This is a genomic window from Bradyrhizobium hereditatis (assembly GCF_020329435.1).
GTDB lineage: Bacteria > Pseudomonadota > Alphaproteobacteria > Rhizobiales > Xanthobacteraceae > Bradyrhizobium > Bradyrhizobium hereditatis.
This window is the reverse complement of sequence record NZ_JAGKJK010000011.1, coordinates 1-16,416: the sequence shown is the minus strand read 5'-3', so window position 1 is coordinate 16,416 and position 16,416 is coordinate 1. Positions and strand designations below refer to the sequence as shown.

Sequence of the window (16,416 nt, the reverse complement as noted above, 5' to 3'; positions counted from 1 at the left end):
CATTCCGGCAGCCGGTTATTCCCCCTGCCCCATTGACCGGCGACGTAGGGCGCGATCGTGGTGATGCCGATCGTGCCCTACTTTTTTGTGCGGTAGTCGAAGGCTAGGAACCGCCCATCAGTCGATATATAGCGCACGCGCGTTCGCAAAATGCAGTTCTGCAATTCCTCCGATCTTCGGAGCGCCGGGTGGAAGCACAATGGCACGCATCGAGAAAGTCGAAGCCGGATTGTACCGGATCCCCCTCACCGTCACCCTTTCCGACAGCACGCACGGCGAAATCAGCGTCTTCGAACTGATCACCGTCCGCATCCACGATGCCGATGGCGCCGAAGGCGTCGGCTATACCTATACTGTCGGCCGCAACGGCGGCGCCATTGCCGATATTCTGCGGCGGGAAATTCCTGAACTGATCGAGGGCCGCGAGGCCGACGACACCGAGGCGATCTGGCATCACGTCTGGTGGAGCCTGCATTACGGCGGGCGCGGCGGACCGCCCGTGCTCGCGCAATCGGCGCTCGACATCGCGCTGTGGGACCTGAAAGCGCGCCGCGCCAATCTGCCGCTCTACCGTCTGCTTGGCGGCTTCGACGCGCGCGTGCCCTGCTATGCCGGCGGCATCGACCTCGATCTCTCCGTCGCGGAGCTCTTGAAGCAAACCGACGACAATCTCGCCAAGGGCTTTCGCGCGATCAAGATGAAGGCGGGTCGCCCCGATCTCGCCTCCGACGTCGCGCGGGTGCAGGCGATGCGCAAGCATCTCGGCGACGGCTTCTCGCTCATGGTTGATGCGAACATGAAATGGACGGTCGAGGAAGCCATCCGCGCGGCCCGTGCACTGCAACCCTACGATCTCACCTGGCTCGAAGAGCCGATCATCCCTGACGACATCGCAGGCCACGCCCGCATCATCGCGGCCGGCGGCGTGCCGATCGCGGCCGGCGAAAACCTGCGCTCGCTTTGGGAGTTCAAAAACTACATCGCCGCCGGCGCGGTGTCCTATCCGGAGCCCGATGTCACCAATTGCGGCGGCGTCACCGCTTTCATGAAGATCGCGCGGCTTGCCGAAGCGTTCAATCTGCCGGTGACCAGCCACGGCGCTCATGACGTTACCGTGCATCTGCTCGCGGCATGCCCGAACCGCTCGTATCTGGAAGCGCACGGATTTGGGCTTGATCGCTATATCGAACACCCGCTCGTCCTCGATCAGGGCATGGCTTTGGCGCCTTCCCGGGCCGGGCATGGCGTTGCGTTCGATTGGGAAGGATTATCACGGCTCGCGCGGTGACTGGCGAGGCCAGCTCGGCCGCTCTCGTCTAACTTCGGCTTGAGCCCCGACTTACTCTTTTGGTTCCTTCGACTGCCGCTCCCGCGCCCGCAAATAGCTGAGACCATGCACGGTCAACCGGCCGGGATCGTGCGTTCCCTGTTCGGCAACCGCCTTGATGTGCCTGGCGAGATCGCGCTGTGTCCGCATGTCCAGATCATGTCTGGTCATGGAACGATAAATATTGATCGCGCGAGCTATTGGCTTTGCAATGTTCGATGCGGACATGTCGGGCAACGCGCAATGCGTTGCGACGTTCCCATTCCCGCCGGCGCAGGAACTCCCGGGCCGTTCCTCTACTTCCTCGCCCTCATCTCCTCGCTCGGCTTCACATCCTGCGAACGGCTGTAGACCGCAACCGCCACAAGCAGCACCAGCGTCAGCGTGCCGAACAGTGCGCGATAGGCGTCCTCCGTGCGGGCGCCGCTGGCGAGCGGCTCGAAGGCGCCGATGATGATGCCGGAGAGCGTCTGCATGCAGGCGACGCCGAGCATCACTGATGTGTTCATGGTCGAGATGCCGCGGCCGATCAGGCGGTCGGGGAAGATGCCGCGGCCGTGGGTCATCACCATGGTGCTGGACGCCGAGAAGAAGCCCATGGCGACGATGACGGCCACCGGCAGCCAGGCCGGCGGATGGGAGAGCAGCGCGAGGATCGCGAGCAGGACAACGATCACCAGCGTGCCGCCGATCGCAATGCCCTTGCGAGTGTCGAGCCGGCGGTCGAGCGGGCCGAAAGCGAGCATGCCGGCCTGGTAGGCGATCACCGCGAAGAACAATACATTGCCCGCCGCGATCGGACTGAGCCCATGCACCTCGCGCAGGAACGGACCGCCCCACAGCCCCTGCACGGTGAAGGTGCAGGCATAGTTGCAGAAGTTCAGCGCCAGGATCGGCTTCAGACGCGGGTTGCGCAGCACTTCGAGGAGACCACGGAGCATCTCGCCGGGCGGCTCCGCCTTGCGGCTGAGGAAGGGATGGCCGGGCGGCGCATCGCGCACCACCAGAAAGATCGCAACCGTCGCCAGCGCCGTGAACACGACAACGGCGCCGAACACCGGACGCCAGCCGACTGCCTCCGATGCCCAGGCCAGCGGCGTGGTGGCGGCGAGATTGCCGAGCAGGCCGATCGACAGCACGATCGCCGTCAGTGTCGAGAAGCGGTCCGGCGGAAACCAGCGCGAGATCACCACCATGCTGCCGATCAGCATGACGCCGCAGCCGGCGCCCATCAGCACCCGACCCGTCAGCAGCACCGGCCAGCTCGGCGCCAGCGTGAACATGGCGCCGCCGAGGCACGCGACGATCAGCATGCCGACCACAGTGTAGCGCGGCCCGAAGCGGTCGAAGAAGAAGCCGCAGGGAATCTGCATCGCGGCAAAGCCGAAGAAGAAGGCCCCGGTCAGCGCCCCCAGCGCTTCCGGCCCGATGGCGAGATCGCGCATCAAATCGAGGCCGATGGTGACATTGGAGGCGCGGAAGAAATGGCTGGCGACATACGCCGTGGCCATTGTCGCAACGATGATCAGGCCCCGGCGGTGGGGGAAAGGCCGCTCGGCGGACTGCATCGGTAAGGGGCGCTTCCGGCTGTTATTGTTGTTGCTGCCGCAAGCCTATGCGGGCGGGGAACGCAGTTCAACAGGCGATCAAGTCATTGAGACCTGTACGATCAGCATTCCGCCGTCGGCAAAATTGGGTTTGCCCCGCAGCGGAGCGATCCGCACCGAGTAGAACGAGTAGGTGGCGGCGTCATCGTCGCCATAGCCGGAAGTAGAAGCGCTAAAAATGAAGAGAACTCCCAGCGCAACCATCAAGCTGAAGTTGGCGAACCTAAAAGCAAACAGGAGCGGCTCGGCACCATAGGACAAGGGGCGATAAGCCCCTCCGTGCACCACCAACTGGCCGGTCTCATACCATCCATACAATCGATAACAACCCATGGAAATGAAGCCCAGGCCAAATGCGACCAAGCCAATTGTTCGGAAAAGCTCCTTCACAGACATCGCCCCATCTAACGCCAGAACACCAGCCAAGCTATTGGTACCAGGATCAGAAGAGATAGCGTCACTCCCATTGCCAGCCGAGCAATTCGATGAAGCAGCGGAAGTTGATCAGGGGTGCGGTCCGGCAAGCGATCCAGGTAGTCGCGAACCCAGGCGCATCGCGATCAGATGCTCCACATGACTTTCCTTGGCACTTATGTTCGGTCCTTCGGCCAATCTAGCTGTGGTTGCTGAAATTTTTCTTATCGCATCACGTTCAATCTGATGTGCAGGGACGTTTTCACAACGGCACCGCATAGGACGAGGCCCCTCACACCTTCTGCAACGCCAGCGTCACGCCGCCGAGCACCAGCACCACCGCAGCGACTTCGCGGAGGCCGAGAGGTTCGCCGAGAATGAGAGCTGCGGAGATCACGCCGATCAGCGGCACCAGCAGCATGCCGGTCGAGGCTGAGGATGGCGGCAGACGGCGCAGGGTCTCGAACCAGGTGAGATAACAGAGCCCCATCGGCACCAGCGTCATGTAGATGAAGCAGGCCAGCCCTTGCGCCGTCAGCGCACCATAGTTTGGCTGCTCGAACACGACGCCAAGGATCAGCATCACGAGGCAGCCGAGCCCGACCTGCCAGGCGACCACGACCAGCGGCGGCATCGGTAAGGCGACGCGGTTCAGAATATTGCCGATCGCAAAGAAGATCGCGGCGGAGAACAGCAAAGCGATGCCGATGATCCGTCCGCTGTCGAAGGAAAATCCATTGCCGCCCAAGAGCACGGCGATGCCGCCGACGCCGAGGACGAGCGCTGCGATATCGACCAGCTTCGGCCGCATGCCGGCCAGGGGCCAAGCCAGCAGCGTCGCCCAGATCGGCATGGTGTAGACGATCAGCGCGCCTTCGCCCACGGGAACGAATTTCATCGCCACCGTGGAAAATCCCATCCAGGCGAACACGTTGGTGAAGGACGCAAACGACAGCCGTGAGATCGCCTCTCGCGGGATTTCAAGCTCCTGCCCCCGCGCCTTCGCGATCGAAAACAGGATCAGCGCTGCGGCCACGCCAGCGAGCCCGCGAGCGAACAGAGGCGGCCATTGCTGCAGCAAGAGCTTTATCAGCGGCCAGTTCAGCGCCCATCCGAACGCCGTCACGCCGAGGCAGAGAAACCCGATCCATTTGCCGCGCCGCGCCGCATCCATCCCGGTCGCATAGCAGCTTGCAGCCCAAGGCTCCACGGTCGGTGTGCGCAAAAAAAGAACCGGCGCGCTAGGTGGGACGCGCCGGATAAGTCCGACCAGCTATGAAATTGAAGCTGGTGGCCCGAGCCGGGGGGAGGTGCCCGGCCGCGAACTTGGATATCACCCGCCGGAGGTCGTCTCCGTTTCGCGACAATGATAGCGCGAGCGCGGGGAGAATGACGTGAACTGGTTCACACGATCACTTCGTGACATCGTTTCCATTGACCGTGGCACGCAGGAATTGCGGCGATTGCTGGCGGATGTCGCGTGCCGCCGGCCGCTCCGACGGATCGCGCCCGATCCTTGATTTCAGATCCGCCAGATCAAGAAAGGCGTCGGCTTGACGCCGCAGTTCGTCGGCCACCATCGGCGGCTGACTGGCCAAAGTGGAGACCACGGTAACGTGAACGCCGCGTCGCTGCACCGCTTCCAGCAACGGGCGGAAATCCCCGTCGCCCGAGAACAGAACCATTGCGTCGATACGGTCGGCCAGCTCCATCGCGTTGACGGCGAGCTCGATATTCATGCTGCCCTTGACCTTGCGACGGCCCCCGGCATCGAAGAATTCCTTGGTGAGCTTGGTGACGACCGTGTAGCCGTTATAGTCGAGCCAATCGATCAGGGGACGAAGCGATACGTACTCCTGGTCCTCGATGAGGGTCGTGTAATAGAAGGCCCGCAACAGCGCGCCTCGATCCTGGAACTCCTTGAGCAGGCGCCTGTAGTCGATGTCGAAGCCGAGCGCTCTGGCGGTCGCGTACAAATTGGCGCCATCAATGAAGAGCGCGGTTGTGGCAGACGGTGACATCAGACCAATAAACCCTCATTCAAATATGCGTGCACGCATCGGCTCAGCTTTGCCCGCAGGCAGGCGCCGCGGCGACCGAGGTGACGAGGCAGGCGGCGCCCGCTAACCGGGAGGAGGAAGCGACGGTGCGCCAGGCAATGCGACAATGTATATCCTGCCTCGACGCACCCACGCTAAGACTCATATGCGCCGTGCTCAATTGTACGGAGGTAAACAACCGACATCGAAACGGATGGACCTTCTATACAAAGGTTTAGGAGCGGGCCTCCTGCCGACCCGATGCTGCGCCGGCGCAGACGGAACCTCACTTCGCGCTGCCCCGCGCTTCCAAGGAGGCAAGCGGCACGGCCTATGGCCGGCCGCTGTTCACGGAGCCAGCCTATTCCCACGGCGATGCAGAAGACGCTTCAGCCGTTTCCATGCCGGTGCGAAGACAAATCCGACGGCCGGAATCGATGCGGCGCCGATCAGCAGGCCTATGACGCCAGAGATGGCCGCCTCAACCGTCCATTCCAGAATCGCGGCAAGCGATGGAAAGGCGTGGGCCACAGCTTCGGCTGCGTTGGTGACGGCGTCGTGGATCGCAGGCGGACCGTAGACCTCGAGGCCGTGCAGGATGATGCCGCCACCAACCCAGATCATCGCGGCCGTCCCGATCACGCTGAGAATTTTCAGGAGCGCGGGCATGCCGCGAACAATGCCGCGTCCGACCGACCTGCCCACCGGCGTGACGCCGCTGCGTGCCATCGCCAAGCCGACGTCGTCGGCTTTCACGATGAGGGCCACCACGCCATACACGGCGGCGGTGATTCCGATCGCCACAACCGCCAGCACCAGCGCCTGCTTCCAGATGCTGCCCACAGGCAGGGTCGCCAATGTGATCGACATGATCTCGGCCGAGAGGATAAAGTCGGTCTTGATCGCACTTGCGACCTTCTCATCTTCGACCGACTGCGGGTTCACCGCCACCGTGCCGATCTGGGCTTCATGGTCATGCGCCTGATGGGGCATGACCGCTTCCATCACCTTCTCCACCCCTTCATAGCAGAGATACGCACCGCCCAGCATCAAGAGCGGCGTAATCGTCCAGGGGAGGAAGTAGCTCAGCACCAGGGCGGCCGGCAGCAGGATCAAGAGCTTGTTACGCAGCGATCCCGCCGCGATTTTCCCTACAATGGGAAGCTCGCGCTTCGGCTCGAACCCGATCACGTATCCGGGCGTGACGGCGGTATCGTCGATGACGACGCCGGCCGCCTTCACACCCGCTCTGGCGGCCTGGCTCGCCACATCGTCGAGCGAGGCTGCAGCCACCTTGGCTATTGCCGCGACATCATCGAGCAGGCCGATCAGCCCAACACTCATCGATCCCTGCTCCACATCATCAAGACGTTCGTCGCCCGAAAGGCCGCAACGGTTCGACCCAACAAAAATCCGGCGCGCAGTGCGGCGCGCCGGATCATTCCAACTCTACATTCCAACTCTACACTACGACGCTTCGATCAGCCAGTGGCTGCGCGCGGGGCGCGGTTGCGCGAGTTGCGCTGGAAGAACAGCGCCTGACTCGCCACCGCCGACACCATCGCGGGCTGGAACGGCTTTGAGATCAGGAACGCGGGCTCGGGCCGCTCGCCGGTCAGGAAGCGCTCGGGGTAAGCGGTGATGAACACCACCGGCACCTCGAACACGCGCAGCAATTCGTTGACCGCATCGAGGCCCGACGAGCCGTCGGCGAGCTGGATGTCGGCGAGGATCAGGCCGGGCTTCTTGTTCTTCGCCAGCGCCACCGCATCGGCATGGGTGCGCGCGACGCCGATCACGTTGTGGCCGAGATTCTTGACGAGGCTCTCGAGGTCCATCGCGATGAAGGTCTCGTCTTCGATGATCAGCACGTCGGTGGCGATTTCCGCCGCCATCTCGCGGCCGGCTTCGTCGGTCAAGCGCCGGGTCTCGGCGATGTCGGTATTGAGAATGAACGCCACCTCCTCCTCGGAGAAGCCTTCAAGCGAGAGCAGGAGGAAGGCCTGCCGCGGCAGCGGCGTGATGTTGGACAGCCGGCGCTCCGGCGGCAGCGCCAATGTCGCGACATCAGGGTTATCGTTGAGCGAGACCGAATTCCAGATCTGGGTGAACAGCTTGAACAGCCCGGCGCGCGGGCCATGCCGTTCGTCCAGCAACGAGGAATCCTGCAGCAAGGCCTCCAGCATGGCGGCCACATAGGCGTCGCCCGAGGCCTGGTTTCCGGTCAGCGCACGGGCATAGCGCCGCAACAGCGGCAGATGTTCAGCAACGAGCTGTGATCGCGACATCCCCATTCCATCCTTATCTTGGGCCGTATCCTTGGCCGTAGTTAGGGTCTCAGCCGGGCGGACGTAACCTTTATGCGCCGCGTCGGGCGTCAATTTTAGTTGCGGCGGGGGGACCCTGGTTCCCCTGTCCACCCGACTACTCCCGGGGGACAAAAAAGTTCCAGAAAAAGTTCCAGGAATTCGGAACCTTCCGCAACTATTCGCATTAGCCTTTGATCTATAACTCGGCGGCAAAGGCCCAATTTCGAGGTAACCTCTTGAAACCACAGAGAATTAACTCTCGGGGAAGCGTGGATCAGACCATGAAGGAAGTAAAGAAACAGGGCGGGCTCAACGCCGAGATTCAATCCAGAATCGGCCACCAGCTCCGCGCCATGTACGACGATGTGGTTCGACAGGGCGTGCCGGACCGCTTTGCGGAGCTGATCCGTAAACTCGACGGGCCGGAGGCGGCGGCGGCCCAGATCGACGAAACAGCAAAAAATGACGGGAGGGACTAATGCCTCTCACGGACTCTCTTCGCGACGACATTTTGGCGTCGGTGCCTAGCCTGCGCGCGTTCGCGATCTCGCTTTCGGGTAATGGCGATCGCGCGGACGACCTCGTTCAGGAAACGCTGCTGCGCGCCATTGCCAACATCGATTCGTTCCAGCCCGGCTCGAACCTGCCGGCCTGGTTGTTCACCATCCTGCGCAACCTGTTTCGCTCCGACTACCGGAAGCGGCGGCGCGAGGTGGAGGATGCCGAGGGCAATTATGCGAAGACCTTGAAGACCCAGCCGTCGCAAGGCGCGCATCTGGAATTCGAGGAGTTTCGCGCCGCGCTCGACAAGTTGCCGCAGGACCAGCGCGAAGCGTTGATCCTGGTCGGCGCCTCCGGCTTCTCCTATGAGGACGCCGCTGCCATCTGCGGCTGCGCCGTCGGCACTATCAAGAGCCGCGTCAACCGCGCGCGCTCGAAACTCTCTGCGCTGCTCTATGTCGAGGGCGCCGAGGATTTCGGACCTGACGAGACCGTGCGCGCCGTGATCGGCGGCAACGGCGGATGATGACGACATCGAAATGAAACGAAAGGGCGGCACAGCGGCCGCCCTTGTTGTCAGTAGATCGTCGCAGTCGTTCTCAGTCCGTCGCCAAACTCAATTCAGGCCGTCGAAGGCAACGCCATACAACACGATTCATACGTGTGCTTGAAATTCATACGTGTGCTTGAAATGTGCCGACGCTGCGCTGCGCCTATCCTCCGATTCAAAGATCGCTACCTGACCGGCCGCACCGGCGCGGAAATCTCTCCGGTGCGGTCGCGCTCGGTCATGTCGACGACAGTGACCATCGGCGCGGTGAGTTCGTAGACGTAGCTGACGTCGGTGAAGTAGCGCTTCGCGGTGCCGCCGAGCGCTTCCGGCGCAACGCGGTCGAGCAGGATGAGGCCGAAATCACTGTCCTCTCGCCGCGTCGCCGCGCTGGTGTTGAACTCTTCCCAACGGAAATGAAAGATCGTATCCGGCTCCTCGCCGGTGACTTCCCAGTTTGCGACGATGTGCGGATGCTTGCCGACCAGCGACAGGCCCTCGTCGGAATGCGAGGCCAGCTCGAAGAACAGCAGCGACAGCGACTGCGCGGCGCGCGCGCTGACCGCAATGTCAGGACCGTTCACCACGATGCGGTCGGCATGCGGGATGGCGCGTGACTCGAACAGGCCCCGGAGCTTCACACCCTGCCACTGGCTTTCGCTGAGCAGCGTCACAACGTTCGACATCGCGTGGATGCGGCCGATCAAAAGCTCACGCGATACGTCCATGTCGGAGCCATGGCGCAGCGTGCGTGTCACGATCGACTGGATCACCGCCAGGATATTTTTGACCCGGTGATTCAGCTCGTCGATGACCGCGGTCAATCGCCGCTCGAAACCGATGCGGACCTGGATCTCGCGGCTGAGGCGCAAATTGTTGTAGGCGACATAGCCGAACAGGCCGCAGATGATGCCGGTGAGCGCGAGGCCGATGGCCGCGACGACGATCGCCGTCTGCTGCGCGCGCTGGGCGGCGTTGTTCTTGGCATAGTATGCGAGCGACCAGTCGCGGCCACCGAACGTCACCGTCCGCACCACCGAGGGCAGCGGATCGCCCTGCTTCACCGGGCGCAAACTGACGACGCCCTGATCGTTGGCGACATATTCGTCGCTTGCGTCATCGGGATCCTTCAGCACCACCGAAAACAGCGAGCGGTCGTCATTGGTCAGCATCAACGGCGCCAGCTCGTAGGAAAAGGTGACGAAGCCGACCGGCTCGGTGTTGCCTTCCTTCAGAATGGCCGACGCCAGCACGATGCCGATCGGCCCGCTCTGCCGCAACAGCGGGATGGGATCCGAAGCCACCGGCTTGCCGGCCGCTGCCGCCTGCGCCAGCATCGGCCCGATCACCGAATGGCGATCATAGGCGCGGCCTGGAAAGCCCAGCGTGTCCGCGCTGCGCGGTTCCTGGTCCATCAGCACGTCGAGTGGCTTGTCGACGGTCTTGATGTCGATGGGCTTGTCGTTGAAATCGCGGATTACCGGATTGGTGAAGCCGGCGCTCTTCAGCTCCGCCTGTGCCGCGGCCAGATCGGCGGGCCTCAGTCGCGCGATCCAAGACGCGATCACGAAATCGGTCTTGAAGGCGTAGATGGCCGAGCGCAACGGCTGCAGCATGTTCGCTCTCACTACCGAGGGTGAGCGAAACAACCCTGATGCAACGCGCGCGAGCAATTCGCGTTCGGTGAGCCGGTCCTGCACCAGGCTGGCATGAACGTCGATGGCGCGAGCGAGCGCGATCCCGTCAAGCGCCAGTTCCTGATCGTGGACGCGATAGGCTGCGAGACCGGAGAGCAGAACTCCGATCAGCGCGATGAAGCCAATAATGAAGCCCAGCCGAACCACTCGCTTACTCAGGAATGACGTATTGGCGAAGACGTATTGGAAGCATCTTTGGGTCTGCCGGAGCAGAGACACGTGGCAATGAAGCGACGGCCAACCGCGGCGAATATGACGGAGCGATCATCAGCACGCAACTGAGAGGTTGGCAGCAGGCAACAATGATAAGGCCACCGTTAACGCTGATTTGGCGGGCCAGAAGGTGATAAGCAGACAGCGCCGATTTAGTTCCGGCGAGAACAGACAATTCCGCAAGCGCGGCGGCGGGACCGGATATTAATCTTAACGTGGTGCTCACCTGGCCGCTGGCCTGCCCCTTAGCCGCCCTGCCCGGCGGGGCCGTTCATCTAACTTAACTGACCTACTTGGCCTTTGCCGCGGGACGCAGACCGCCCTTGGCCTCGATGAAGCCGATGATGCGATCGAGCCCCTCGCTCTTCTTCAGGTTCGTCATCACGAATGGCCGCGCACCGCGCATCCTTTTCGCATCGGTCTCCATCTTCTCCAGTGAGGCGCCGACGTAAGGCGCGAGGTCGATCTTGTTGATCACGAGCAGGTCCGAGCGCGTGATGCCGGGACCGCCCTTGGAGGGGATCTTGTCGCCGGCGGCGACGTCGATCACGTAGATCGTGAGATCGGCGAGCTCAGGCGAGAATGTCGCGGCAAGATTGTCGCCGCCGGACTCGATCAGCACCAGATCGAGATCGGGAAATTTCGCACGCATGTCGGCGACTGCCGCGAGATTCATCGAGGCGTCCTCGCGGATCGCGGTGTGCGGGCAGCCGCCGGTCTCGACGCCGGCGATGCGGTCCGGCGTCAGAGAGCCCGAACGCACCAGATATTCCGCATCCCATTTGGTGTAGATGTCGTTGGTGATCGCGGCGATGTCGTAGCGGTCGCGCATCGATTTGCAAAGCAAGTCCATCAGCGCAGTCTTGCCGGAGCCGACGGGGCCGCCGACGCCGATGCGGAGGGGGCCGTGAGATTTAGACATGTGAGGTGCTCTTTCCGTGTTGTCGTCCCTGCGGACGCAGGGACCCATAACCACTGAACGTGATTGTTGCGACGCACTGCAGCCCCAGCCCGGCATAATCGCAAACATTTGTGGTTATGGGTCCCCGCGTTCGCGGGGACGACGGGCGGAGAGTGCATCGCATCGTCATGACCTGAACAGCCGCGTATACTGCGTCTCGTGGCGGAGACTGGCGAGATCGGCGCGAAAGGTGGCGCTGCCGAGATCATCGAGTGACGCCGTGAGCGCGCGCTTCGCGGTGGCGGCGACGTCAGTTTCGAGGCCCGCGAGAATGCGCTGGCTGTCGGTTTGTCCGAGCGGCACGAGGCGAGCGGCGGCGGAAATCCAGTTCGAGACCACCGCATGCAGGAACGCATGCAGCGCCGGCGCCGGCGGAACGCCATGGGCGGCGCTGACGATGCCGACCGCGACCGGATAGACTGTATCACCGGCGCACGCGGCAACCAAATCGTCGAGCCCGGCGCAGGACCAGGCGGCACGGGCGATGTCGATAAAGGCGCGGCCCTGTGTCGCGGTCTCAAGCTGACGCTCGCGCGAGGGCACGAAGGCGGAAGCGAGTTCGGCGGTCTCGCGCAGTCCGGCGCTGTCCTGCGCGGACGCGGCGCGATGCGCCTGCGCCAGAAACACGGCGTCGCAGAATCCGGCGCCATCGCTCAGCATCGCTCCCAGCCAATCGCGCAGCGAGGCGGCATCCGCGATGTCGCCCGCCTCCACCGCCCATTCGATGCCGCTTGAATAGGAGAACGCGCCGACTGGAAAGGACGGCGACAGCCAGGTCATCATTCGATAGAGCGCCGCGGATTGCTCCGCCGTCATCTCGCCATGGCCGTCGACGGGGACTGGCTCACCTGTGGTCATGAGCATGGGAGTGGTCGTGGTGGTGATGATCGTGGTCGCAATGCTCGTCGTGGTGATGGTGATCGTGGTCACCGTGATGATCGTGATCACCATGATGGTGATGATGATCCTGATGGTGATGATGATCGTGACGGTGCGCGGCATGATCATGCGAAGCCTGCGCATAGGCGCCGCCTTCGGGATCGAACGGCGCCTCGATCTCGATGATGCGTGCGCCGAGCCCCTTCACCATCGCCTCGATGACGTGATCGCGGCGGATACGCAGGCCCTTTGGCATGATCTGGGTCGGCAGATGGCGGTTGCCGAGATGCCAGGCGATGCGGACCAGGTGCAACGGATCGGCGCCGCGGATCTCGATCAAGGGCTCGGCCGCCGCGACCACCTCGATCAGCCTTCCGTCTTCGAGCACCAGCGCGTCGCCGCCGCGCAGCGCCACGGCATTCTCCAGATCGAGCAGGAATTCCAGCCCGCGCGTGCCGGTCATCGCCATCCGCCGCCGATGCCGGTCGTCGAAATCGAGCACGACGGTATCGGCGGCTGATTGCGTCCAGCGATGCTGGCCCAAAACTTTGGTCGCGCGAATCATTAGGTCAGAACTTCTCCACCTTGCCGTCGCTGATGATCTCGATCACCGTCGGGCCTGTCTTCATCTGCGAGGAATATTCCCGCCATACCTTCATGTGCGGCGCACGGCCATGCGCATTCAGATCCTCGCGGGTCTCCCAGCGCTCCACCACCACGTAGAGATTGGGATCGTTCACGCTGACATGGCCTTCATAGGAGATGCAGCCCTTTTCCTTCAGTGTCTCAGCGATGCAGGCCTTGTGCCCCCTGATGAAGTCGTCCTTGTTTTCCGGCTTCATCGGCGTGGTGGCGATAACGTAGATCATGAACTTTTTCTCCCGTTGGCTTTTCTTGTTAGCGGGTTTCGACCTTTGCGGGCGTGATGTATTCGATCTTTGGCGGCGCCGTCATGCACTTCACAGCGACGCGTCCGAATGCCTTCATATGCTCCGCCGTGCGGTGCGGTCCCAGGGCTTCCATGTTTTCCCACTGCTCGACGAACACCATCTTGGATGGGTCGGTGACGCTTTCGTGCAGGTCATAGGCGATATTGCCGGGCTCTTTGCGGGTTTCCTTGATGCAGGCGGTCGCCGCCGCGATGAACTCGGCGCGCGTTTCGGGTTTCACGGTCAGCGTGGCAACGACGTAAATCACTTAGATCCTCCCGGACTTTGCTTCTGGCTTTGATCGCCCGGGAGCGACCTTAGCTCAGAAGCGCGATCGGACGCAAAACCGGAATCCACTTTTGCTGATCGCGCTTTAGAACATGAAATACCGCTGCGCCATGGGCAGGACCTCCGCCGGCGCGCATGTCAGAAGCTCGCCGTCTGCGCGCACCTCATAGGTCTCGGCATCGACCTCGATCTTCGGGGTGGCGCCGTTATGGATCATGCTCTTTTTGGAGATGCCGCCGCGGGTGTTTTTCACCGGGTATAGCGTCTTGCTGATACCAAGCTTGCGCGCCAGCCCGCCCGTGATGGCGGCCTTCGAGGTGAACACCACCGAGGATGCGATCAGCGACTTGCCGAAGGCTGCGAACATCGGCTGGTAGTGCACCGGCTGCGGCGTCGGGATCGACGCGTTGGGATCGCCCATCGGAGCCGCCACGATCGAGCCGCCCTTGATGATGCAGTCAGGCTTGACGCCGAAGAACGCCGGCGACCACAGCACGAGGTCGGCGAGCTTGCCTTTCTCCACCGAGCCGATCAGCTTCGACACGCCATGCGCGATTGCGGGGTTGATGGTGTATTTGGCGATGTAGCGCTTGACGCGGAAATTGTCGTTGTCGTTGCCCTTGTCCTCGGGCAACGCGCCGCGCTGCTTCTTCATCTTGTCGGCGGTCTGCCAGGTACGGATAATGACTTCGCCTAACCGGCCCATCGCCTGCGAGTCTGACGACATCATCGAGAGCGCGCCGAGATCGTGCAGGATGTCTTCGGCGGCAATCGTCTCTTTCCGGATGCGGCTCTCAGCGAAGGCAAGGTCTTCCGCAATCGACGGATCGAGATGGTGGCACACCATCAGCATGTCCAGATGCTCGTCGATCGTGTTGCGCGTGAACGGGCGCGTCGGATTGGTCGATGACGGCAGCACGTTCTTCAGGCCCGCGATCTTGATGATGTCAGGTGCGTGGCCGCCGCCGGCGCCCTCGGTATGGAAGGCATGAATGGTGCGGCCCTTGAACGCCTTCACGGTGTCCTCGACGAAGCCGGATTCGTTCAGCGTGTCCGAATGCAGCATCACCTGGATGTCGTAATCGTCGGCGACGCTCAGGCAATTGTCGATCGCGGCCGGCGTCGTGCCCCAGTCCTCGTGCAGCTTCAGCGCGCAGGCGCCACCCTTTATCATCTCGACCAGCGCGGCCGGGCGCGCGGCATTGCCCTTGCCGGAAATGCCGAGATTGACCGGGAAGGCATCGAACGACTGAATCATCCGCGCCATGTGCCACGGCCCCGGCGTGCACGTGGTCGCAAATGTGCCGTGCGACGGACCGGTGCCGCCGCCCAGCATCGAGGTGACGCCAGACATCAGCGCGTGCTCGATCTGCTGCGGGCAGATGAAATGGATGTGGCTGTCGAACCCGCCGGCAGTGAGGATTTTTCCCTCGCCCGCGATCACGTCGGTGCCGGGGCCGATCACGATGGTGACACCCGGCTGGATGTCGGGATTGCCGGCCTTGCCGATGGCAGCGATCATGCCTTCCTTGATCGCGACGTCGGCCTTCACGATGCCCCAGTGATCGACGATCAGCGCATTGGTGATGACGGTATCGGCCGCGCCCTGCCTGTTGGTCGCCTGCGACTGCCCCATGCCGTCTCGGATCACCTTGCCGCCGCCGAACTTCACCTCCTCGCCATAGGTGGTGAAATCCTTCTCCACCTCGATGATGAGATCAGTGTCCGCGAGCCGCACCTTGTCGCCGGTGGTCGGCCCGAACATGTCGGCATAGACGGAACGTTTGATTTTTACGGACATGTCAGGCTCCAGCCTTTGGATCGGTCGTTGTTTGCGGAAATAGAAATCGGACGCAGCGGGAAGCGTGTCAGGGACGCACCGGCGGAAGGGTTCCCTCCCCCCTTGCGGGAGAGGGCTAGGGAGAGGGGTGCCGCTTGCTCCGCTGTGTGACGATCAGCAAGAACAGGACTCTCCACGCGTGCTGCTGTCTCGTCGAGGCACCGCCGGATTCCTTCTCCCATCGCCGCCCGCGGCTTACCCCTCTCCCCAACCCTCCCCCGCAAGGGGGGAGGGAGCCCTAGCAGCGTGCTCACCTCACAATGCGTCACGGCTGCTCCTCGCCGCCTTTGAGATCAGTCAGGGACGCACCGGCGTTAGGGTTCCCTCTCCCCTTGCGGGAGAGGGTTAGGGAGAGGGGTGCCGCTTGCTCCGCTGCTTCGAGAATGGAAAGAACGACGCCCTCGAGATTCTTCATCACGTCATCATTGGTGAAGCGGAGCACGCGATAGCCGCGCGACGCGAACCATGGATCGCGTCTGGCATCGTGGCGAAGACGAGATTCGAAATCGTGACTTTCACCATCGACTTCAACAACGAGTTTGCAGGAATGCGCGACGAAATCGGCGATGTAGTCGCCCATGGGAGTTTGCCGGCGAAAGCCAAGGCCGCCGAGCCGACCGGCCTTCAGATGACGCCACAGCAGTGTCTCCGCGCGGGTCATCGTGCGCCTTAGCCGCTTGGCGCGATCTCGCTGAATCTTGCTGACCTCGTCGTGCGGCATGCCCCTCTCCCCAACCTCGAGAGCGAGCTTCGCTCGCCTTGCGCGTGTCTGGTTGATGCGCCGTCGGACTCCTTCTCCCGCCCTCGCCCGCGGCTTACCCCTCTCCCCAACCCTCCCCCGCAAGGGGGGAGGGAGCCCGAC

18 protein-coding genes are annotated in these 16,416 nt (G+C 62.7%); 3 read left to right on the top strand and 15 right to left on the bottom strand.

The genetic code is table 11. The annotated features are described in order from the left end of the window. The first annotated feature begins 199 nt into the window (after positions 1–199). Positions 200–1,288 (top strand): mandelate racemase/muconate lactonizing enzyme family protein, encoded by a 1,089-nt coding sequence (locus J6524_RS24465; protein ID WP_225675291.1) that lies wholly within the window; start codon positions 200–202, stop codon positions 1,286–1,288. A 51-nt stretch (positions 1,289–1,339) separates the two neighbouring features. Here the strand turns inward: J6524_RS24465 and J6524_RS24460 are convergent, their stop codons facing one another. From J6524_RS24460 to J6524_RS24430, 7 genes are all read right to left on the bottom strand, one after another. Next, positions 1,340–1,477: a hypothetical protein gene (locus tag J6524_RS24460; protein ID WP_225675289.1), complete on the bottom strand. Its 138-nt coding sequence runs from the start codon at positions 1,475–1,477 to the stop codon at positions 1,340–1,342. A 146-nt stretch (positions 1,478–1,623) separates the two neighbouring features. Then, on the bottom strand, positions 1,624–2,838 hold the full coding sequence (locus tag J6524_RS24455; RefSeq protein ID WP_225675287.1) for an MFS transporter: 1,215 nt from the start codon (positions 2,836–2,838) through the stop codon (positions 1,624–1,626). Between the two features lie 135 nt (positions 2,839–2,973). Then, positions 2,974–3,360, bottom strand: a complete 387-nt coding sequence (locus tag J6524_RS24450) for a hypothetical protein (RefSeq protein ID WP_225675285.1) — start codon at positions 3,358–3,360, stop codon at positions 2,974–2,976. A 280-nt stretch (positions 3,361–3,640) separates the two neighbouring features. Beyond that, the gene (locus J6524_RS24445) at positions 3,641–4,522 is read right to left on the bottom strand and encodes a DMT family transporter (protein ID WP_225675748.1); all 882 of its coding nucleotides are present in this window, start codon (positions 4,520–4,522) and stop codon (positions 3,641–3,643) included. A gap of 238 nt (positions 4,523–4,760) precedes the next feature. Then, a complete protein-coding gene (locus J6524_RS24440; protein WP_225675283.1) occupies positions 4,761–5,369 on the bottom strand; it encodes a LabA-like NYN domain-containing protein in 609 nt (202 codons plus the stop codon). Positions 5,370–5,735: 366 nt separating this feature from the next. Beyond that, a complete protein-coding gene (locus J6524_RS24435; RefSeq protein ID WP_225675281.1) occupies positions 5,736–6,731 on the bottom strand; it encodes a DUF808 domain-containing protein in 996 nt (331 codons plus the stop codon). 137 nt (positions 6,732–6,868) lie between these two features. Continuing rightward, positions 6,869–7,675 carry a response regulator gene (locus J6524_RS24430; protein WP_225675279.1) on the bottom strand — a complete coding sequence of 269 codons (807 nt, stop codon included), beginning with the start codon at positions 7,673–7,675 and terminating at the stop codon, positions 6,869–6,871. 302 nt (positions 7,676–7,977) lie between these two features. On the opposite strand from J6524_RS24430, the gene J6524_RS24425 reads away from it, so the two are divergent. After that, on the top strand, positions 7,978–8,175 hold the full coding sequence (locus J6524_RS24425; protein ID WP_057838541.1) for a NepR family anti-sigma factor: 198 nt from the start codon (positions 7,978–7,980) through the stop codon (positions 8,173–8,175). Then, positions 8,175–8,723, top strand: a complete 549-nt coding sequence (locus tag J6524_RS24420; RefSeq protein WP_225675277.1) for a sigma-70 family RNA polymerase sigma factor — start codon at positions 8,175–8,177, stop codon at positions 8,721–8,723. Before J6524_RS24425 ends, J6524_RS24420 begins: the two co-directional genes overlap by 1 nt. A 209-nt stretch (positions 8,724–8,932) precedes the next feature. Here the strand turns inward: J6524_RS24420 and J6524_RS24415 are convergent, their stop codons facing one another. From J6524_RS24415 to J6524_RS24380, 8 genes are all read right to left on the bottom strand, one after another. Continuing rightward, entirely contained in the window at positions 8,933–10,591 is a 1,659-nt protein-coding gene (locus J6524_RS24415) for a CHASE domain-containing protein (protein ID WP_225675275.1), read from the bottom strand. A 355-nt stretch (positions 10,592–10,946) separates the two neighbouring features. After that, a complete protein-coding gene (ureG, locus tag J6524_RS24410; protein ID WP_225675272.1) occupies positions 10,947–11,579 on the bottom strand; it encodes an urease accessory protein UreG in 633 nt (210 codons plus the stop codon). Between the two features lie 165 nt (positions 11,580–11,744). Then, positions 11,745–12,482: an urease accessory protein UreF gene (locus J6524_RS24405; protein ID WP_225675747.1), complete on the bottom strand. Its 738-nt coding sequence runs from the start codon at positions 12,480–12,482 to the stop codon at positions 11,745–11,747. Further along, positions 12,463–13,062, bottom strand: a complete 600-nt coding sequence (locus J6524_RS24400) for an urease accessory protein UreE (protein ID WP_225675270.1) — start codon at positions 13,060–13,062, stop codon at positions 12,463–12,465. The genes J6524_RS24405 and J6524_RS24400 overlap by 20 nt, the downstream gene beginning before the upstream one ends. 4 nt (positions 13,063–13,066) lie before the next feature. Beyond that, the gene (locus J6524_RS24395) at positions 13,067–13,366 is read right to left on the bottom strand and encodes a putative quinol monooxygenase (RefSeq protein WP_225675268.1); all 300 of its coding nucleotides are present in this window, start codon (positions 13,364–13,366) and stop codon (positions 13,067–13,069) included. A 28-nt stretch (positions 13,367–13,394) separates the two neighbouring features. Beyond that, complete coding sequence (locus J6524_RS24390) at positions 13,395–13,694, bottom strand: putative quinol monooxygenase (RefSeq protein WP_171709683.1); 300 nt, start codon at positions 13,692–13,694, stop codon at positions 13,395–13,397. Between the two features lie 105 nt (positions 13,695–13,799). Continuing rightward, on the bottom strand, positions 13,800–15,515 hold the full coding sequence (gene ureC / locus J6524_RS24385) for an urease subunit alpha (protein ID WP_225675266.1): 1,716 nt from the start codon (positions 15,513–15,515) through the stop codon (positions 13,800–13,802). A gap of 304 nt (positions 15,516–15,819) precedes the next feature. Continuing rightward, positions 15,820–16,275 (bottom strand): endonuclease domain-containing protein, encoded by a 456-nt coding sequence (locus J6524_RS24380; RefSeq protein ID WP_225675264.1) that lies wholly within the window; start codon positions 16,273–16,275, stop codon positions 15,820–15,822. Positions 16,276–16,416: the final 141 nt, after the last annotated feature.